The following is a 21,446-nucleotide window of genomic DNA, read 5'->3' on the forward strand; positions in this document are numbered from 1 at the left end:
GTTCTCAATAGGCAAGGATAGAGCTGATATAATCTTGAAAAATAGAATGTTATTACCGGTAAGGTTTTTTTTTAATTATAGCCAGAGTGTAACGCGGCTCTTTAAAAGGCTTTATCGCTTTATCGCTTTATCGCTTTATCGCTTTATCGCTTTATCGCTTTATCGCTTTATCGCTTTATCGCTTTATCGCTTTATCGCTTTATCGCTGCTTTTGTGAGCATCATTGCAAAAGAAAGCAAGACTGGTATGCCCAATTTACTTTCGCCATATATTCTTTTCCGAAAGATCATTGGCACTTCGGCGATAGAGAGTGGATTTTTGGAGCTTAGGATCAAATCCAAAAGGATTTTAAAGCCTTTGCCTGAGAGTGAAGGGACTATTTCGTCAAATATCTCCTGCTTGATCATAAAAAACCCGCTCATAGGGTCTGTTATAGGGGCATGAGATAATTTTATGGCTAGTTTTATACCGGTTTTAGAAAGTCCCCGGCGCCATGCACTAGAAAGGCCTTCATTTCCCCCGCCATCTATATAACGGCTTGCCACGACTAAATCCGCTTTATGAGCACGCAACAAATTTAGCATTGAAGGTAGGCACGCTTCATCATGTTGCAAATCGCCATCCATAACGGCGATATAGGGAGAAGAGACACTTAAAGCCCCTTCAATCACGGCAGAAGAAAGACCTTTGCGGTTTAAGCGCAAAATACCTCTTACTCGAGGGTCTTCCTGGCTTATTTGGCGAATATTATGGATTGTGCCGTCAGAGGAATTATCATCAACAAAGATAATTTCCCATTTCACATCACAAAAGATATTTTTGATAGCTTCGACAAAAGGAAAAATATTATCGGCCTCATTGAGGCACGGGACAATGATACTTACCTCAGTCACAGCCATCATTTATTCCCTAACAAGGTTTTACACCGTCATAATAAAATATGATTTTAAAAAAGCTTTTCTTTTTTTGTCAATCTTAAGGAAGAATAAAGAAAAAGAGAGCTTAAAGCCCTCTTTTTCCTTTCTCATCTTACATAAGACCCAATCAGAAAGATTTTGGGGTGGTTATTTCTTAAAGGACAAAAATGTCCCCGTACGGAGGCGTCTTTCGATTTCTTCGAGAGAAACACCTCTTGTTTCTGGCACAAAATAAAAGACGAAGCAGAAAGCGAGGAAATTCATAGCTGCGAAGAGCCAGAACACGCCGCCTGCACCGAGTAACTTAACCATGCTCAGCGTGGTTAAAGAGACTAAAAGGTCAATGCTCCAATGTGTTGCAGAAACAAGGCTCATACCCTGGCTACGGCAGCTAAGAGGAAAGACCTCTGCCCCGATTAACCAAATTCCTACCGATAAGCTGCCAACGTTAAAGAACGTATAGGCCATGACTGAAAAGACAGTAACCCATGCACCCATACCATGATTAGCAAGCCCAAGGTGGAACATTGTGCCTGTTATAAGCAGGCCAATAATGGCACCAGGGAGCAGATAAAGCATGGTTTTACGACGACCCCATGCATCTACAGCCCAGCCACCAAAGGCGATAGAAGCGACCATCGCAATTCCTACAGGAATGACAGATAAAAGAGCAGAGCTTTGGCTAAAACCAACATCAGCAAAAATTGTTGGTGCATAGTAAATAACGGCGTTAATACCAGTAATCTGGCAGAATAAGGCCACACCAACGCCCACGATCAGAGCAGGACGAACCCACCGCGAAAAAAGCTCGGCGTAACCTTTTTTTCCGTCAACTTCATGACCCTGGCCATAAGCGAGGATCTCTTTTAATTCACCCTCAGCTTCTTTTTTGGTCGAGCGTAAACGAACCAATACCTGGCGCGCTTCCATAACTCTGCCTTTAAGGGCCATCCAGCGAGGGCTGTTAGGCAAGCACAACATACCGATAAAAAGAACTAAAGCCGGCACAAGTCCAATACCAAACATAAGGCGCCATGAATGGTTACGGATCATAAAGCCTAATATGAAAGACCCGAGCTGACCAACACCAACTGCCAACTGGAAGGCCACAACCAGGCTTCCACGCCGCTCTGGTGGGGCGATTTCAGCAATATAAATAGGCACGATTTGCGTGGCTGCACCAATAGCCAAACCTAAAATCAGGCGGCATATAACCAGCGATGTCATGCTATTGGCAAAAATAATTGCGGCAGTACCGATAATGAAAAGTACAGCTGCAATTAAAACTGATGGGCGCCGCCCTATTGCATCGGAAATAGGACCAGCAGAAATAGCACCCACAAGAGCACCAACAATAATAGCGGAGGTGACGATCTCGGCATTAAAGGTTGAAAGATGGAAGTTTTCCATAAGCTGCATTAATGCAGCAGAGATGATGCCTGTATCATAACCAAACAACAGACCGCCCGTTGCTGCAACAAGAGCAATGACAATAGTCAAAGCAGATGTATTCATAGTCGAAGACGTGCTCGTATCAGACGATTTCGCCATCAGGGTGCTCCCTATAAAAGAACCTTATTATCTCGGAAGAGAGCCTACTTTATTTTAGTTAAAACTAAATCATCACAATTGCGTTTGTTGCAAAAATACACGCCTCACAGCAAGGAACTATCCTAGAAGAACACACCAGAGTGGTTTTTATACAACAGATTCCCGTCATGGAATTTGGTTAATAAATGTAATGAAAGAGCTTTACCCTCAATTTTCTTTTATGCGGCCCTCTAATAGGAGGTCCATAAAAAGCAAACTCTGCCTCTTTGAAATCGAAATGCTTCTATCTAAAAATTTTCATCAATAAAAGCTTTTTTGATTTGAAAAACAAAAAGATACGGCCCTTAAGACGCTAAATCTCAGGGCCGTAATTTTAGTAAAGAGAGTCTTTTTAAAAGGCTTTTATTAGCCAGTTTTACCGACTAACTTTATTAATGAGGTAAAACCTCTAAAATATTGTTATCACGAATCTGCTTGCGTGCTTTTGCAATGTCTTCGCTTAATTGTGGTGTCATCAGGTCTCGCCAGCCATCAAAAATTGGCAACTCAATAGATGCTTTGAGATCATCTGAATGAGCTATCTCAAGCTGCTCTTTTGACAAAGCAGGCTCGGAAATTGGCTCTCCCTCCTTATTATTATTGCGCAATAACTCCAAAAAGAGCGCCATAATGAAAATAAGGCGGTGCTGATCGCGTTTCCCCTCAAGGGCCTGACGCATTGTTTCTGTCCAGAAGACCTGCGTTTTGGAGGTTAAATCTCCAGCAATACGCCTAATCTGGTCGGCCATAGCAGGGTTGGAAAAACGATCAAAAATGAGCTGTTTATAAGCCTGAAGATCAACACCCTTTGGCCCCTTAAGAGTAGGCAGGACATCGTTTTCGATAACGTTATCAACAAATTCTCTCACTTTAGAAATAGCAAGAACTTCGTCAATATGTTTTAGACCCAAGAGCCAACCTATAGAGGCAAAGACAATGTGGGACGCATTTAAAATGCGGATTTTGGCATGCTCATAAGTACCCACTTCATCGGAGAATTCAGCACCCACTTTTTCTAGTGGAGGACGCCCTGCAATGAATTTATCTTCCAACACCCATTGCGTAAAATCCTCAGCAACGATGGGTTCAAGATCCTGCACACCGCTTTTTTTATTCAGAACTGCTGCGGCTGATTTTGAAATGCTTGGTGTGATACGATCCACCATAGCATTGGGGAAAGAAACATTTTCCTCTATCCATGCAGCAAGATCAGGATCAAGAGCCTTTGCATAACCAATAAAGGCGGTGCGAGACACTGAGCCATTTTGACGCAAATTATCGCATGATAAAATTGTAAAGCCCTTTAACCCTGCCTCTTTGCGGCGTCTTAATCCTTCGACAACATAGCCAAATACTGTTTTGGGTTTTGTCGGATTTGCCAAATCATGTTTGACATCAGGGTCATCAAGAATGAACTCCCCTGTTTTTTCATCAATATTATAACCGCCTTCCGTAATGGTGAGCGAGATAATTTTTGTTTGAGCTGATGATAAGTAAGAAAGGACCTTTTCCTGCTCTAGCGGTGCTAAAAGATAACCCCTTAAAGAGCCAATAATACGTCTTTTACTCTCACCATTAGGAGCTGTTTCTGTCAGGCTATAAAGACCCTGCTGTGCTTTAAAATCCTTAGCTTTTTTCTCAGGCCCTTTTCCTCTGCGTAGGCCAACACCAATAATACCCCATTCCTGACATTCGGGTAGGGCCAGGATTTTATCCATATAATAAGCTAAATGAGCCCGAAAAAAATTTCCGACACCGAAATGAACAATAGATATTTTAACGTCTTTAAGATTATAAGACGGTACTGTAACAGTGTTAGGAAGTGATTTCAGTAATGGGATTGTAAGCATAAACTCCTCTTCATAACTGAATGCCGCCATTATAAGACGGTTATAGGGCCACGTTCTTTTTTAATAATTCATAATTTATGAATGCATTATTAAAAAAAAGTGTCATTCTTTTCTTAATAAAGACTTAACAATAAAGATTAAATCTTTACACGGGCCCTGTTTAGCTCTTCAAAATCGTTCTGGCAAAAAACTTCAGCCAGAAAGAAAAAGCCTGAACACACGGTAATAATAAAAGACTTTTTTATTTTCCGAAATAGAAAGTTTATTAAGAAAAACTTAGAGTTTCAATGCTTGAATTTTATTTTTACCTTCTCTAAGCTCAAAGATTAAGCCTTTTTAGAAAGCATTTGGATTATAACCATGATGTTCTATCTCTGGATGTTAATTAAGTTGATCACAGGTTTTGCTTTTATCATCGGCTATCTCAACATATCAGGCCGGACTCAGCTTTCTCAAATGAATTCGATCGATCTGATTGGCAATTTCATTTTAGGGGGTATGATTGGTGGTGTTATTTACACGGCCAGTATTCCTTTTATGGAATATGTTTATTCACTTCTGATTGGTGTTCTTGTTTTATTTGGCCTGAACTTCCTTTATAGAAAGTTTAGTGGCTTTCGTAATATAACAATTGGAAGGCCTATCCCCATTATTTCAAATAAAAAGTTTTTGCTGGATAATATTAACGACAAGAACAATAAAATCGATATATTGAATGTTGCATCTCAACTTAACTTAAAAGGCATTATGTCTTTTAACGACGTATATTTTGCCCAAATAGAACCTAATGGACAAGTTACAGCCTTTACAGAAAAAACAAAGCGACCGGCTGCTATTGTGTGCTATAATGGCGATATTCGAGAGGCAGATCTCGAAAATTATCATAAGACTAAAGAAGACTTTCTCAATGACATGAAAAAACAAGGCATTGAGAAAGTAGAAGATATTTTTATAGCAGAGCTTCAGTTTGGCCGCTTTAGCTATGTTTGCCGCAATGGCAAGCACATACCCTCCCTATCCAGCGGGTTAGAAGAGGTTTAGAAAATAAGCCTCCAATATATAACTCATGAGGTTCCGATGTTAAAATCGAACTCATAAAAGCGATTTTAAAACGTGCTAGTAATTATTTAATTGAAATATCAATAATTGCTGTGTGCTCCACAACTAACATAATAAAATTATGCAGTTAAAGTGGGTCTTATTGTTAAAACAACAAAACGAATTTTGTTTTTTGCTGGCTACTCAAGGGTAAAAAGCTGCATTCTGTTAGCATTGAGATTTAACCTAAAAAAGAGCTTTGATATTAGTGCTAAATAATTATGCATTGCGGATACTTATTTTGTTTTTTGCTTATGTGAGGCTGTGAGGCTGTGAGGCTGTGAGGCTGTGAGGCTGTGAGGCTGTGAGGCTGTGAGGCTGTGAGGCTGTGAGGCTGTGAGGCTGTGAGGCTGTGAGGCTGTGAGGCTGTGAGGCTGTGAGGCTGTGAGGCTGTGAGGCTGTGAGGCTGTGAGGCTGTGAGGCTGTGAGGCTGTGAGGCTGTGAGGCTGAATTTTAGAAAAATCAGACCAAGTAAAGTCTTTTTCTCTTTTTTATTTGTTTATTCACAACAAATTGTTGAAAATTATAGTGTAGTGCTTGCCTACTTACCTGACTTTCACAAACTAGTCAGACAGAAATGGCTATTTTAATAACCAGGTCAGGGTGCCCTTCTGGTCTGTCGGCTCTATGACTTTCATAATCTGACTTAAGTGGCATGGAAAAATATTTTTAATATATTTAGTCAAAATTGGTGCGAGATAACTCACCTGGTAACTAGCGGGAAAAACTATTTTAATCATGCTGCGCAAAAGATCTTTTCTCCTGTAAGTGCAGCTTTTTGCAGTTTGTCTTTTTCCATAAATCCAGCAAACAGGCTTGGGCTTTTATTGTTTTGCATACGCAAAAACCAGCTTGCCATAACGTACGCTATAATAAATAATGCCAAATTCTTTTTAAGATAGAAAACAACCATTGTGGCGGTTAGGCAGAATAAGACAGTCTTTTATGCTGCCTCTGCAAAATCTGGCAATCATGTCATTGTGAAATTTCTAAACAAACGAATTTTGTGTTCATACCTAGTATATTCACTAGCTTAGGGCCACCTTAAGGAGAGATTACTAGACTATTTTTCATTACTGTTTTGGTTGGAATTAAAATGATTGAGATTCGTCCTTTCGCTAAATTAGGTCACGCCAACCATGGCTGGCTCAACGCTACTCATCATTTCTCATTTGCTGATTATTTTGATCGCAATCGCATGAATTGGGGCCGGTTGCGCGTATGGAATGATGACCAAATTGCTGCTCAGGCCGGTTTTCCTTCTCATCCCCATAGCAATATGGAGATCATTACTTATGTGCGCAAAGGTGCGATTTTTCACCGTGACAGCCTAGGGAACGAAGGCAAAACAGACGCCGGTGATGTGCAGGTTATGTCAGCCGGTACAGGTATCGTACATAGTGAATATAACCCTGATAATGAAGAAGGTTTAATTTTCCAAATTTGGATTACGCCTGACCGCAACGGACATAAACCTTCATGGGGAAATCGGCCTTTCCCTAAAAATGATCGCCAGGGCCGCTTTGTGCCCCTCGCTTCCGGCTTTGAAGAAGATCACCCCGAAGCCCTGAATATCAATACGTCAGGCAGGGTCTCAGGAGCAACTTTAAGCAAAGGACAAAAAATTGAGCATAGTCTTCTTAACGGATGCTTTGCTTATTTAGTCCCTTCAACAGGCAAAATTACGATTAATGGCGTTTCTGCCAATGCCCGTGATGGTATTGCTATTAAAGATGAAACATCTCTCGTTATTACTGCCGAAGAGGATGCAGAATTGGTTTTAGTCGAAACACTCGATTAAACTTATTCCTAAGCGCTTTTGAGGAAAAAACGTCTTTTATTCTTCCAGGGTGTTTTTTGGGTGTTTTAAAATAGGAAATTCAACAAATTCTCCCAAAATCCACCCTTCAGGCTTTGCTTGCAGCCATTAAATTGCCGCTGATAAGTTGAAGCTCGCGAACCCACTTTGCGAGCAACCTTAACCAGCCATCCTTTAGAGGCATAACTCCGGCGCTTATAACCGCCCCATCCTTCATGATAGGCAAGATACTGATTTGTGGCATTCCTGACCGGAACGCCATTTATTTTTTTCGTATTGGTAATGTACCAATTCATGAAATCCAGAGCATCGGCATAATTATCGCGCCTGCCAGAGCGACCTGTCTTTTTCTCATAATCGCTCCAGACTTCATCCTTGGCTTGAGGATATCCATAGGCAGTAGTGATATATCCCCAGGGGATGACCCATAAAATATAGCGCCGTCTTGTATGCACATTACTCCGAAAGCCTGATTCCTGATACATCATTGCCATCGGTACAGATGAGGGAATATTCCATTTCCGCTCTTGCCTCATGGCAGCATGATACCAGCCACGCTTTTCGCGATAAATATCACATAAATTCCCAGGGTGAGCGGGTGGAGACGTTGCACAGGCCGTTAACGAGCCCAATAACAACAATAATCCCCCAACCTGCCCTAAGAGAACTCTATCAGCAGCTAATTTTTTGAGGTGACAAAAAAGCCGATAAAACATGAAGCGTTAGAAAGGAATCTCATCATCTAAATCGGACTCATTGCCACCTGACGGCGCATCCCACCCAGAGGAAGAAGACTGACGTGCAGGAAATGAATTTTGCTGAGCACTGCCAGAATTACGGCTACCAAATGAGGAAGATGGATTTTCATTAAAGCCCGAACCACCAAAATCATCACCACCTGAACGTTGGCTATCAAGCAGCACTAATTCACCACGGAAACGGTCAAGAGTCACTTCTGTGGTATATCGTTCCATGCCCTGCTGATCGGTCCATTTGCGGGTGCGTAATTCACCTTCAATATAAACCTTACGGCCTTTGCGTAAAAACCGTTCAGCAACATCAGCCAGGCGCTCATTAAAAATGACAACGCGGTGCCATTCTGTGCGCTCCTGGCGCTCACCTGTATTTCTGTCATTCCAGCTATTGCTGGTTGCAATAGTCAGATTAACAATTTTATTCCCGGTTTGGGTATTGCGTATCTCGGGGTCACGCCCAAGATTACCAACTAAAATGACCTTATTAACACTGCCCGCCATTTTGCCCCTGCTTTCAAATTCATCAAGAGTTATTACATTATAGATTAATCTAGCGCTCTCCAAGTGTATGATCTACACCCGTTATGCTCAATGAGGGGATATTATTTCGGTGACGACAAAAGCCCACCTAGCTCCTGCCTCCCACTCTACGGAAAAATTAACACAAGGTAAAATTACCGTACGTGGTGCCCGCACTCATAATTTGAAAAATATTGATGTGCAAATCCCTCGTGATACTCTTACTGTCATCACAGGATTATCAGGTTCGGGAAAATCCTCACTCGCTTTTGATACCATTTATGCTGAGGGACAAAGGCGCTATGTTGAGTCACTCTCAGCCTATGCGCGTCAATTCCTCGAACTTATGGGTAAGCCAGACGTTGATTCGATAGAAGGGCTGTCTCCTGCGATTTCTATTGAACAGAAAACGACCTCAAAAAACCCGCGCTCTACTGTTGGTACAATTACCGAGATTCATGATTATATGCGCCTTTTATGGGCGCGTGTTGGAATCCCTTACTCCCCCGCGACCGGCTTACCTATTGAATCACAAAGTGTAAGCCAGATGGTTGATCGGGTGCTTGAACTTCCTGAAGGCACGCGCCTGATGTTGCTCGCTCCCATTGTGCGTGACCGCAAGGGCGATTGCGCTAAAGAACTGGCCGAATTGGCACGCAAAGGCTTTTCACGCGTGCGGATTGATGGCGCTCTTTATGAGCTTTCTGAGGTTCCAAAACTCAACCGCAAAACACGACATAATGTTGATGTCGTTATAGACCGTATTGTACTGAAAGAAGGGATTGAGACACGTCTCGCCGATAGTTTTGAAACGGCTCTAGAACTTTCTGACGGCATTGCCTCAATAGAGGAAGTTTTACGCAATAACGAAACGCGTACGCCCATTACAATTTCTTTTTCTTCACGATTTTCCTGCCCCGTCTCGGGGTTTACTCTCGAATCAATAGAGCCTCGTTTATTCTCTTTTAACGCTCCGATGGGAGCCTGCCCTCATTGCGATGGTCTGGGGACAGAAACACATTTTGACCCTAATCTTATTATCCCTGATGAGTCTCTGACTTTAAGAGAAGGCGCCATTGCCCCTTGGAGAGAAGAAAAGGACCCTCTTTTTGAGCAAACGCTAGCAGCGCTTGCACGCCACATGAATGAAACGATGGATACAAAATGGGAAAAATTGCGCCCCCAAACGCGCGATTTTCTCATGAATGGCAGTACTGACATTGTCACCATCCCTTATCAGGACACAAACGGCCAGGTTCATACTATTCAACGCCCGTTTGAAGGGCTTATCGCCCATATGCAACGCCGTCTGGCACAGGCGAGCAGTGTTTATGTGCGTGAAGCTTTAGGTCGTTATCAGTCTGACATGCCCTGCCCAGCCTGTAAGGGAGCACGCTTACGGCCTGAGGCTTTATGCGTTAAGGTCAATGAGCTGGATATTGCCCAGGCCTCTGATATGACAATTCATGAGGCTCTGTCATGGTTCAGCCATGTTGAAGATAGTCTTACCCCCAAAGAGCAGAAATAGCGCGCCGTATTTTACGTGAAATTACCGAAAGGCTACATTTTCTGGACCGGGTTGGACTGGAATATCTGACTCTGTCACGAGGTTCTGCAACATTATCAGGTGGTGAAAGTCAACGCATCCGCCTGGCATCTCAAATTGGTTCGGGCCTGACCGGTGTGCTTTATGTGCTTGATGAGCCTTCCATCGGGCTGCATCAACGCGATAATGCCCGGCTTTTGGCTATGTTAGAACGGCTCCGTAATTTGGGAAATACGGTTTTAGTCGTCGAGCATGATGAAGATGCAATCAGACAGGCAGACTATCTTGTCGATATGGGACCTGGTGCAGGAACTCTGGGCGGCCATGTCATTGCTTATGGAACGCCTGAAGAGGTTGCCCAAAACCCCAAAAGCATTACAGGAGCATGGCTTTCCGGCAAAAAAGGAATAGATGTGCCTTCTGAAAGGCGAGACTCTGAACGTTGGATCACGCTACATGGCGCGAAGGGGCATAATTTAAAAGATGTTACAGCTCGTTTCCCTCTCGGAACATTTATTGCCATAACGGGTGTATCAGGTAGTGGTAAATCCACTTTAGTCATTGATACATTCTACAAAGCCATGGCCCGCCAGGTCATGAAGTCTGGGGTGGTGCCCCTCCCTTATAGCCGCATAGAAGGGGCCGAGCAGATTGATAAGATCATTGAAATTGATCAATCTCCTATCGGTCGCACCCCACGGTCTAACCCTGCCACCTACACAGATTTATTCACGCCAATTCGGGATTGGTTTTCTGAATTACCAGAATCCAAGGCACGCGGTTATAAGCCTGGCCGCTTTTCCTTTAACGTCAAAGGGGGAAGGTGCGAGGCTTGTCAGGGAGATGGTGTTTTAAAAATTGAAATGCATTTCTTACCTGATGTGTTTGTAACCTGTGATACCTGTAAGGGTGCCCGTTATAATCGTGAAACATTGGAAGTAAAATTCCGTGGAAAATCCATTGCTGACGTACTTGCAATGACCATTGATGAAGCGGTGCCCTTTTTTCAGGCTGTACCCAAAATTGCTGAACGACTGGCCATTTTACAGCGCGTGGGATTAGGTTATGTTGCACTGGGTCAGCAAGCGACAACCCTTTCTGGCGGCGAAGCCCAGCGCGTTAAACTTGCCAAAGAGCTAGGTCGCCGTGCCACGGGACGCACGCTTTATATTCTTGATGAACCGACAACTGGTTTGCATACAGAAGATGTACGCAAATTATTAGAAGTGCTTCATGCCTTGGTAGAGCAGGGCAACACAGTACTGGTCATTGAGCACAATCTCGATCTTATCAAAACAGCTGACTGGATCATTGATATTGGTCCGGAAGGCGGATCAGGCGGTGGACAAATTGTCTGTGAAGGCACACCTGAAGATGTTGTCACCTGTGAGAAAAGCTATACAGGGCGCTTTCTAGCCCCCATGCTCAAGAAAAAACCACTTTCACATCAAAAATCATCTTCAAAAGCTAGGCCTATTCCACCAGCAGAATGGGGGGACAAAAATACAACAGCCTCTCAAGAGACAAAGAAGAAAGGTAAAACAAAACTTGCCAAAACATCTTCACTTTCTGTAAAGAAAAAGCAGAATTCTAAAAAAAATAACAACTAGATAACCAAGAGACATTAAGGGATGATGACAGCCTGGCTTTACTTATTTGCAGCTATTTTGCTTGAAGTAGGGGCTACGACATTACTCAATATGAGTGAGGGTTTTAGGCGTCTTCTCCCAACAAGCGGTTCTCTCATTTTATACGGAACAGCATTTTTCTGCTTATCGCGTGCTTTGCGTGATATTCCTTTAGGGATTGCTTACGCCGTATGGTGCGGTTTTGGTATAGTTTGTATTGTAGCAATTGGACTAATTGTTTTTCGCCAAAACCTCTCTTTTACGGCTTATTTGGGGATAGCTCTCATCATTATAGGCACGGTTCTTGCCAGTATGGCGGGGGCTGTGCGCCATTAAATGAGCAACGTTCGAACATTCTGTGAAGGATTAATAGAACGCCCTACACCGGGGAAAACACCCTGGTGTCTCCTTATTCTCCTTTTCGTTGCCTTTTTTAGCCAAACACTTTTACAAGGTTTTTCTCTCCCGGAAGAAACACCTCGTAGCGCTATCGAACGTCTTTTAGGCGTTGATATCGCCCCTTCTGCTCCTTTCATGCATCATATGATGGGAGACCATAGGGATATGGCTCATGGGAGTTCGTCTCATCATATAATGAAAGAGGCGGGACCATTTTCCTCAGCAGGATGGCACCACCATCACCATGGAGATGATAGCTGTTCGCTCTGTTCGCTTCTTGGTCATATTACCTTTGCGATTTGTTTTTTTCAGATTGCAATTGGTACGGGCCAGTTAGCACGTTTGTCGTGGGAGCGGCCTTCCCAACCCCGGGCGCCTCCCTTTACAGAATGGCGCCTTCCTCCTTCCCGCGCCCCACCATTAGCTCTCTGAAAAATATCCCGCGCTCATAAGCTTTTTTCAAAAAAGTGATGGGCTTTTTTAGATTGTTTTTCAGGGCGAATCTCTGTGTCTAATTCTCAACTGGCATTAACAGGCTACATGTCTGTACCTAGGCGCTGTTTGCCATTTTGCACCTTTCTTTTGCTTAGCTCTTTGCTGTCACTCACTCAGGCCAGAGCAGACGACGCATTAGATAATGATGACTCCTCTTCTAAGAAAGAAGAAACCATCACTGTTACCAAACAAAAAAAACATTTTTCTCAAAACGCTGATACAACATCTCTCTTTAGAGATGTCCCAGGTTTTAGCTCTTATTCAGCAGGGGGGCTGTCATCACTACCCGTGCTGAATGGCATGGCTGATGATCGTCTAGCCACCTATATTGATGGGATTAGAGTTGGGGCTGATTGTCCTAATCATATGAACCCTGCTTTTTCACAAATTGATATGGATAGTATCGCCTCCAGCAAAGCTACGGGAGGGATAACGTCTGTCAGTGAAGGAGGCGATTCAATTGGAGGTTCCATTTCTGTAGAGCGGAAAGACCCGCAATTTGCTGAAAAAGGTAAAATTCTCGCCACTGGAAATGCCCGTGCAGACTGGCGCAGTAATGGTGGTGGCTCAGGTGCTGCCGGCTCCATTACCGTAGCAGATGACACATTAAGTCTGCGCTATACGGCCTCTTATAGTCATGCCAGTAATTATACAGCTGGTGGGCGCGGTGGGCATGTGGCTTCCACAAATTACCTCAGCTATAATCATGCCGTCACAGCTGGTTTACACCACGAAAACCACATGCTCGCTGTCACTTTCAGTCAGCAATCCATGCCTTATCAAGGCTTTCCCAATCAATATATGGATGAGACAAATAACCGCTCTACCTCCGTTAATGGGAAATATCTCGGCACATTTGACTGGGGAAATTTAGATATTCGCGGTTTTTGGAAACGTGTTGATCACGCCATGAACATGCTTTCCGATAAAGGCGGTCATTCTGACACGACAGGCATGCCGATGAATATTGCTGCTCGCAGTGTAGGTTATTCTATCAAAGCGACAATTCCTCTCACAACCATGCAAACTTTAAAAGTGGGAAGCGAGTTCCAACATAATGGTCTTAATGACTGGTGGCCTCCTCTTAAGGGAAGCATGATGATGGGACCTGGTACTTATCATAATCTCAATGATGCCCATCGTGACCATTTAGGCCATTTTATCCAGTGGAATTCACAATGGACATCTCGCCTTTCTACTGAAATTGGAATGAGAAGCGATGTTGTCATGATGAATACTGGTGATGTCTCTCCCTATAATATGGGCGGGATGGGACATATGATGACAGGCCACATGATGGGTATGGGCGATGATGCCAAGGCTGCCAAAGCCTTTAATGCTTCTAAAAGAGGACGCACAGACGCTAATTTTGATGCCACCGTTATTATTCGTTACAAAGCCACGAATTACCTCACAATAGAGGGTGGCTATGCCCGCAAAACACGCTCACCCAATCTCTATGAGCGTTATAGTTGGGGGCGTAGTGGTATGTCTTCGCGTATGATTGGCTGGTTTGGTGATGGAAATGGTTATGTTGGCAATCTTAACCTAAAGCCAGAAATTGCCAATATTGGTAGCATTACCTTCCGCTTCCATGATCCTTATCAGCAACGTTGGGAATTCATGGTGCAACCTTATTTCAACCATATCCATAATTACATTAATGTGGAAAAAATTGCCTCGCTCGCAAATGGATTTAACCAGCTGCGCTTTGTCAATCATAACGCTCAGAATTATGGAATTAATGCCTCTAGCCGTGTACAACTATGGAGTAATAACCGTTTTGGCACAGGCCAATTTACAACCACATTAAATTGGGTGCGAGGTCAGGATAAGACTTCACACACAGGGCTTTATCAGCAAATGCCTCTTAGCGGTATTATTGGATTGCATGAAAGTTATGGCCATTGGTCTGGTCGTGCTGAGCTGACATTAGTAAAAGCCAAGCGATCTGTTGACTCAATTCGCAGCGAAGCCCGCACACCTGGTTATGCTTTGTTAGGCCTTGGCGCTGGCTATAGCTGGCACACTCTACGCCTAGATGTTGGATTAGATAATCTGCTGAATCAGCGCTATTTTCTCCCCCTAGGAGGGCGCATGGTCACTGATAAAAACCACCCTACAGGAACATTGCCATCGCCTGTTCTCGCCATGGGGCGCTCGGTTAATCTGACATTGAGGGGAAGTTTCTAACTTCCCCCCCCTTCTCTTTGAGGGAGCTGGTCTCTAGCTCCCTAAATGAACGGTGTCCCGTTTCTCGGCTAATTTCGCCTGTTGCTGGCATTCACGATAACGCTGACATTGAGCTTTCTGATAGAAACCACCATCCTACGAGAACATTACCATCGCCTGTTCCTCGCTACGGGGCGCTCGGTTAATCTGACATTAAGGGGAAGTTTCTAACTTCCTCCTTCTCTTTGAGGGAGCTGGTCTCTAGCTCCCTAAATGAACGGTGCCCCGTTTCTCGGCTAATTTCGCCTGTTGCTGGCATTCACGATAACGCTGACACTGAGCTTTCTGATAGAAACCATCCTACGAGAACATTACCATCGCCTGTTCTCGCTATGAGGCGCTCGGTTAATCTGACATTAAGGGGAAGTTTCTAACTTCCCCCCTTCTCTTTGAGGGAGCTGGTCTCTAGCTCCCTAAATGGACGGTGCCCCGTTTCTCGGCTAATTTCGCCTGTTGCTGGCGCTCACGATAGCGCTGACGTTGAGCTTCTGTGCGTTTTCCATAACAATGAGGGCAGCTCACACCTTCCTCAAATTGAGGAGACGCCTTATCCTCTGCACTAATGGGATTACGGCACGCATGGCATAACTCATAATCACCTGGAACAAGCCCATGCCCAACAGACACACGCTGATCGAACACAAAGCACTCACCATCCCATAGGCTTTTTTCCTGAGGGATTTCCTCAAGATATTTTAAAATGCCGCCTTTAAGATGGTAAACTTCGTCAATTCCTTCCATTCGGGCAAAAGCTGTCGATTTTTCACATCTTATGCCACCAGTGCAGAACATGGCAATTTTTGCTTTTCTACCCTGTGCTTCGATTTCCTGACGTTTTTGACGAAACCATTCAGGAAATTGACGGAAAGTTTGAATATCGGGGTTAATCGCCCCTTTAAACGTGCCAATCGCTACTTCATAATCATTTCGTGTATCCATTAGGATTGTGTCTGGATCAGAAATTAGATCATTCCATTTCTGAGGCTCTATATAGCGCCCAACACATTCTAATGGATCAATATTTGGCTGACCCATTGTGACGATTTCACGCTTTAAACGCACTTTTGTACGCAAAAACGGCATTGAAGGCGCACGCGATTCTTTATATTCCAGATCAGCGCAACCAGGAAATGTACGTATATGGTTTAAAACTTGTTCAATCCCCTCATCACTTCCGGCAATTGTACCGTTAATGCCTTCATGAGCTAAGAGAAGAATACCTTTTACGCCTTCTTTTTTGCATAAATCACGCAAAGGACCGCGTAAATCCTCAGGCTTTTCAAAAGGGGTAAAACGATAAAGGGCGACAACGCGAATAGGTAAAGACGTATCAGACATCAGACTCTCTCCCTGATTTGGAGTTTGACTTCTTATTAACAGGCTCCCCGCATAAGAAACAGCCCTCTATTATACAAGATTATCGCTAAAATGCTGCTCTTTTACATCTTAGCACATCTCTAACGTCTTTTATTTCTCTATTGAACAATCTCTCCACTCTTGGAGATCAACTGTATTACAGTCTTGGGTGGAAGAGGTCCTGCAAAGAAAAATCCCTGCACTTCTGAACAGCCTAGACCGACAATATAATCATATTGTTCCCGGCTCTCTACACCTTCTACAGTCAAGGAAATACTGAGATCAACCGCTAGGTTAACTATCCCTTTTACGATTGTAGCTGCCCGTTGGTCACGTAACATATCGCGAATAAAGAGGCGGTCCAATTTAATTTTAGAAAACGGGAAGAAATATAAATAACCCAGGCAAGAAAAGCCTTTTCCAAAATCATCCAGAGCAATAGCCATACCACGATCACGCAATTTATGAAGCTTGGCAAAAGTAGCAGCACTCTGCTTCATAAAAATTGTTTCCGTAACCTCAATCTGTAAACGATGCGGAGGAAATTTTGTTCCATCCAATACGATTAGCCATTCATTAATAAAGTCTTTTCTTAAAATTTGACCAGGAGAGAGATTAATGGACAAAATAAGATGTTCTGGCCAGGAAGCAGCAAACTCCGTTGCTTTAGCAAGCACGAACAGACCAAGCTTTTGTATGAGACCTGACTCTTCAGCAATGGTAATGATTTGTTCGGTTAAAATACGCCCATAAAGGGAATGTTTCCAGCAAAGAAGAGCTTCGAAACCACGGAGCTTTTGTGTTTGCGCATCATAAAATGGTTGATAGCGTAAAGAAATTTCGCCTTCATCAAGTGCTAAGGACAAATCACGCAATAAACTCAGTTTTCTTTGTGCTAATGTCTCAAGTTCAGAATCAAAGAAAACAGCACAGTTGCCACCACGTTTTTTGCCCTCATAAAGCGCCAAATCACTTGCAGCCAGTAAATCCGTAACTGTTTCCATACCTCCTTTTGTGAGAACAATGCCAATACTCACTCCAGGTGTCCAACTAGCACCTTCTTTTATCGTAATCGGCTTGGAAGTAATGGCTTTTATCAAATCCTGGGCAATAAGGTTGGCTTTCTCCTTAGAGGTTTTTTTATTGATGAGAACAAACTCATCTCCCCCAATGCGATAAAGCGTATCTCCCTCTCCCAAAATTTTATTAAGTGTAATGGCTATTTGAGAGAGAACATAATCACCTGCATGATGCCCATATTGGTCATTAACGCTTTTAAAACCGTCAAGATCAATATTCAAAAGAGCAAATACCTCTTGTGACTGCTCTGCCTCGACCAGATAAAATTCCATGTCATCAAAAAAGGCCGTCCGATTAGGGAGATTTGTCATTTCATCATGACGTGCTCTAAAAGATGCTTTTCTGTGGATATTATGAATATGAGTAACGTCTGTTCCTACCCCACGATACCCGACAAATTTTTGGTCCTGAAATAATGGTCGCCCACTTAATGACCAATAACGTGTTTCATTTTCTTTTTGTACTTCCACAATCAAATCACGAAAAAACAGCCTTTGTTCTAAACACTCTTTCAGGCGCTCCATATCTTCAAAAAAGCTTTTTCCTTTATTTTGGCTGGCTTTTTGCAGCATGATTTCCACAAAAGGCTGCTCATAAAGGACATCTTCCTGAACATTTAGTGCGTGTTTAAAAGAGGGAGAAACGCCCGTTAAAGCGCCCTCATCATCAGTCTCCCACAACCAGTCTCCGGCAATATCACTTGTATCACCTAACAACAGGGTTAAAATAGCATTTCGTTGTTCCAAATAATAACGTTTGATTAAATAACCGATTAATAATTCTCTTATAAGCGCACAACTTAAAACAACAATACAAGTATAAATAAAGAATATTATTGCACCTAAAAGATACAAAGTTTCATGATGAAATTTTGCCCAGTCATACAAAATAACGGCACATGTGCCCAACCCCACAACGGCAGAAAAAAGGGCTGAAGCCCCCGCTACAGGTAAAAACAAAACAGCACTTGCCATTAAAGCCATAACGAGAAGGCAGGCGATAAGTTGCCCTATATCTGATTCTTTTGGAAAAATAGTGACAAGGATCGTCACCCAAAAAATTCCAAGACATAGAGCAAAGAGCCGTAGCACATAAATAGCAGGAGCACGCATTAAATGCTGCTCTTTGACAAAAAAGAAATAAGCTGACAGCGCAATAATGAGAATGGCCGTAAATATTAACGAAATAGAAGCAACACTACCTGACACGTCCCATAAAAAGAATGTGAGACAAAATGCCACTATAAGCTGCAACACAGCAAAAATTGGCGCAAAACTGTGCAATATATGGGCTTTAATTGTACTAATAGCTGGATCTACTGGGTTTATTTTGTAGATATTTTTGAACATTGAGACCAAAAAGGGCCCAAAACCACGATATTGCGTTAAAACATTACCAAGATTATCAGAGGTTCTATATAATCTTTCGTGATCTTTTCCAGCCGCTTTCATAAAAGCTTCCTCCTTCTAATCCTGTCTTGATTAGTAAAGAGATTAACTTTACGAAGCGTTAAAGCCCTCTTATGTAAATGAAAGAGGGCTTTATCTTACTCGCACTATAAAAAATTATTTCCTTGATTTTGTTTTTTTATTCTTTTTGGGGTCTAGTTTGTAGTCGGCACATAAGCGCTCAATAGTTGCTATAACGTAACTAGGTGAAATTGCTTTTGTGCACTCAAACTGTCGCGATGTGCCTTTATGACGAGGACAGAAAATATACTCGTCATGTTTAAAAGGCGTTCTAATATCATGCCAGCAACTATTACATACGTGAGTTGAAAAAACACGATAAGGATTATCAAACTCATTTATGGGATGTGTAAAACCGCTAATCATTACAACAGGTGTTTTTACTGCCCATGCAAGCCAGGAAAGTCCTGATGAAAGTCCTATAAAGAAATCTGCATGTTTAAGCCAGCGTGCGCGCTCACTTAAAGGACGCTCTCCCGTTTCATCTTCAACGCCATAAGGAAGACTATTCCAATAAAGCTGGTAAGCTATGACAGGTTCTTTATCAATACAGATAACGCGATACCCTTTTTGTTTTAGGTACGCAACGATATCCATCCACCCTGTAGGATGGTTCCAATATTTACACGCTGATGAGGCTTGAACAGCAATAACGACGTAAGGCTCCGCAATAGGCCGTTTATCAGCCTGCGCAATATCAACCAAGGGCGCTTCTTCTGTAGGGTCAACACCCAAAATATAGCCTGCTGTACGGTGCAGCCCCACCATACGAAAATCTGCTGGCTGCCATTTATTATCCTGATCATGGAAATAGAGACCAATATAATAGGTCGCATAAAATTCATGACGAATTTTTTCATATTCTTCGCGCGTTACACAACGCACGTCAGGATAGACGGGCTGTAATAACTCTTTGATGGGCTCAACCATCATGACTGTTAATTCACATTTATGCTGTTTGGCAAAACGTACAGCATAAGGAAACCAGCCTAACGTATCGCCAAGTGTGCCACCTGGCATAATGACCGCTACTTTTTTACCCGCTGCATTAAAATCATGGCTCCAAAAGAGCTTACCATTTTTCTCGATTTCTATACGTGCCTGAAAAAAATGCCGTTTGATGGACAGGATCTGAACATCCCCGCCCTCTCTTTCATAAAGAAGGCTCTGCGTTTCTGTATCTTTTAAACGCATTTTCCAGTCACCGGGAGGAAGGTAAATCCGGGCACCCGCATTAAAGTCATAGCGGATTCCTTCCGGTCCTTCTTGCGTTAATCTAGGAACAGGCTCTGGAAAAGGTGTCGCCCCCATGAGAATCGGGGCCTGAGGCTGTTCTTTTTCCTCCTCAATAGTGATGTTCCCCTCAGAACTTACAGATTCACTGAGGGATATATCGGGCATTTCTGTTGATGTACTCTGCACCGCCACGGGTGTTTCAGAAAAATCTTCTCCCTTTAAATGAATAATGTCTTGGAGAATGCGATCTTTTGAGGTCTCTGTCACGACTGAACTCCAAAACCAGGAATTGATTTAATAACCGATTTCACATGGTGCAAGGAAATGCTTCTACCACATTCAAACATCCGGTCAGTGCCCTTATGATTGGGGCAAAATTGTCGATCGGTTGTTTCCAGGGTTTTTGTCACATCATTGGCGCAGCCATTACAAACATGACGGTTAATGACACGATAGGGCGTATAAAACTCATTATAGGGCTCGGTGTACCCACTAATCATTACCACTGGTGTTTCCACTGCCCAGGCAAGCCAAGAAAGCCCAGATGAAAGTCCTACAAAAAAATCTGCATGTTTGAGCCAGCGTGCACGCTCGGTTAAAGGACGTTCTCCCGTTTCATCTTCAACGCCATAAGGAATTGGGCGCAACATATCACCACTTCCTTCAATACGGCTGCGATCAATACAAATAACGCGATAGCCATTTTCCTTTAGGAATTTGACAATTTCAGACCACCCCGACGGATTATGCCAATATTTGCTCATGCCCGAAGCTTGCGACGCAATACAAACGTAACGCTCCTTAATGGGGCGTCCCCAGGATCTGCTACAACATTGGGGCGTCTTTCATGAGGGGATAGTCCTAAAATATAGGCCCCCATCACGGCTAAACCTACCTGACGATAATCATTGGGCTGAAAATTGCGATCATGATCATTGAAAAATACGAGAACTTTATATTGTGCATAATAAAAACGATCATCTTCGCTATCAGGCCCTATAAAGCGAATATGAGGATAAGCACCAGACAATAACGGGACTAGATTTTTATTGACTTTACATGTCAGACGACATCCATGACGCTCCTGAAAGGCAATGGCATGGCCAACCCAAGCCAGATGGTCTCCCAAGCCTCCAAGCTCCATAGAAATAAGCACTTCTTTGTCTTGTAATTCACAAAGATGGGTAAAGATAAGCTTGTCTTCTTTCCAAACTTTAAATTCAAAAGGCACGTAAAAACGTTTTGAACTTTGAACTAAGCTTGAAGACTCAATCTTATGTTGAAATAAAAGACTATCAGTCTGGCTATCATATAATTCTATGCGCCACTTGGCCCCATCAGGCACCCAAACACGACAACCATCCTGGAAATCATAGCGGATACCCTCTGGGCCTTCTTGCGTTAACACACCGTCATTATTCATTTGCCTAGCCCATATCCTTTAACAAGATTACTGT

General features: G+C 43.1%; 14 protein-coding genes and 2 pseudogenes. 7 read left to right on the top strand and 9 right to left on the bottom strand.

Annotation, left to right across the window (positions count from 1 at the left end; translation table 11 throughout):
• Positions 1-34: 34 nt before the first annotated feature.
• Complete coding sequence (locus tag GT348_RS07800; RefSeq protein ID WP_160619221.1) at positions 35-217, top strand: hypothetical protein; 183 nt, start codon at positions 35-37, stop codon at positions 215-217.
• On the opposite strand, the gene GT348_RS07805 is transcribed toward GT348_RS07800, so the two are convergent.
• From GT348_RS07805 to GT348_RS07815, 3 genes are all read right to left on the bottom strand, one after another.
• Positions 192-902, bottom strand: coding sequence for a polyprenol monophosphomannose synthase (locus tag GT348_RS07805; protein ID WP_236646469.1), 711 nt, complete (start codon positions 900-902; stop codon positions 192-194). The genes GT348_RS07800 and GT348_RS07805 overlap by 26 nt on opposite strands.
• A gap of 162 nt (positions 903-1,064) precedes the next feature.
• A complete protein-coding gene (locus tag GT348_RS07810) occupies positions 1,065-2,468 on the bottom strand; it encodes a sugar porter family MFS transporter (protein WP_236646470.1) in 1,404 nt (467 codons plus the stop codon).
• A gap of 431 nt (positions 2,469-2,899) precedes the next feature.
• Positions 2,900-4,357, bottom strand: a complete 1,458-nt coding sequence (locus GT348_RS07815; protein WP_160619222.1) for a mannitol dehydrogenase family protein — start codon at positions 4,355-4,357, stop codon at positions 2,900-2,902.
• 378 nt (positions 4,358-4,735) lie between these two features.
• Between GT348_RS07815 and GT348_RS07820 the strand changes: the two genes are divergently transcribed.
• Entirely contained in the window at positions 4,736-5,398 is a 663-nt protein-coding gene (locus GT348_RS07820; RefSeq protein WP_369692631.1) for a DUF421 domain-containing protein, read from the top strand.
• Between the two features lie 1,153 nt (positions 5,399-6,551).
• Positions 6,552-7,256, top strand: a complete 705-nt coding sequence (locus GT348_RS07825; RefSeq protein ID WP_160619223.1) for a pirin family protein — start codon at positions 6,552-6,554, stop codon at positions 7,254-7,256.
• A gap of 65 nt (positions 7,257-7,321) precedes the next feature.
• Here GT348_RS07825 and GT348_RS07830 read toward each other — a convergent pair whose 3' ends face one another.
• Together GT348_RS07830 and ssb are read right to left on the bottom strand one after the other, a co-directional pair.
• The gene (locus GT348_RS07830) at positions 7,322-7,990 is read right to left on the bottom strand and encodes a transglycosylase SLT domain-containing protein (RefSeq protein ID WP_160619224.1); all 669 of its coding nucleotides are present in this window, start codon (positions 7,988-7,990) and stop codon (positions 7,322-7,324) included.
• A gap of 6 nt (positions 7,991-7,996) precedes the next feature.
• A complete protein-coding gene (gene ssb, locus GT348_RS07835; protein WP_160619225.1) occupies positions 7,997-8,530 on the bottom strand; it encodes a single-stranded DNA-binding protein in 534 nt (177 codons plus the stop codon).
• A gap of 172 nt (positions 8,531-8,702) precedes the next feature.
• On the opposite strand from ssb, the pseudogene uvrA reads away from it, so the two are divergent.
• From uvrA to GT348_RS07855, 4 genes and pseudogenes are all read left to right on the top strand, one after another.
• Positions 8,703-11,704 (top strand): annotated as a pseudogene (uvrA, locus tag GT348_RS07840) (excinuclease ABC subunit UvrA).
• A 21-nt stretch (positions 11,705-11,725) separates the two neighbouring features.
• The gene (locus GT348_RS07845) at positions 11,726-12,058 is read left to right on the top strand and encodes a DMT family transporter (protein WP_236646472.1); all 333 of its coding nucleotides are present in this window, start codon (positions 11,726-11,728) and stop codon (positions 12,056-12,058) included.
• Positions 12,059-12,553, top strand: a complete 495-nt coding sequence (locus GT348_RS07850; protein WP_160619226.1) for a permease — start codon at positions 12,059-12,061, stop codon at positions 12,551-12,553.
• Between the two features lie 75 nt (positions 12,554-12,628).
• Positions 12,629-14,809: a TonB-dependent receptor gene (locus tag GT348_RS07855; RefSeq protein ID WP_236646473.1), complete on the top strand. Its 2,181-nt coding sequence runs from the start codon at positions 12,629-12,631 to the stop codon at positions 14,807-14,809.
• A gap of 444 nt (positions 14,810-15,253) precedes the next feature.
• Here the strand turns inward: GT348_RS07855 and trhO are convergent, their stop codons facing one another.
• From trhO to GT348_RS09705, 4 genes and pseudogenes are all read right to left on the bottom strand, one after another.
• On the bottom strand, positions 15,254-16,186 hold the full coding sequence (gene trhO / locus GT348_RS07860; protein ID WP_160619227.1) for an oxygen-dependent tRNA uridine(34) hydroxylase TrhO: 933 nt from the start codon (positions 16,184-16,186) through the stop codon (positions 15,254-15,256).
• Between the two features lie 137 nt (positions 16,187-16,323).
• Positions 16,324-18,735 carry a putative bifunctional diguanylate cyclase/phosphodiesterase gene (locus tag GT348_RS07865; RefSeq protein WP_160619228.1) on the bottom strand — a complete coding sequence of 804 codons (2,412 nt, stop codon included), beginning with the start codon at positions 18,733-18,735 and terminating at the stop codon, positions 16,324-16,326.
• Between the two features lie 114 nt (positions 18,736-18,849).
• Positions 18,850-20,256, bottom strand: coding sequence for an autotransporter strand-loop-strand O-heptosyltransferase (locus GT348_RS07870; RefSeq protein WP_236646474.1), 1,407 nt, complete (start codon positions 20,254-20,256; stop codon positions 18,850-18,852).
• A pseudogene (locus GT348_RS09705) lies at positions 20,253-21,412 on the bottom strand (autotransporter strand-loop-strand O-heptosyltransferase). Before GT348_RS09705 ends, GT348_RS07870 begins: the two are co-directional and overlap by 4 nt.
• Between the last annotated feature and the right edge of the window lie 34 nt (positions 21,413-21,446).

Origin of the sequence: Aristophania vespae, assembly GCF_009906835.1 — a bacterium.
GTDB classification, from domain to species: domain Bacteria; phylum Pseudomonadota; class Alphaproteobacteria; order Acetobacterales; family Acetobacteraceae; genus Aristophania; species Aristophania vespae.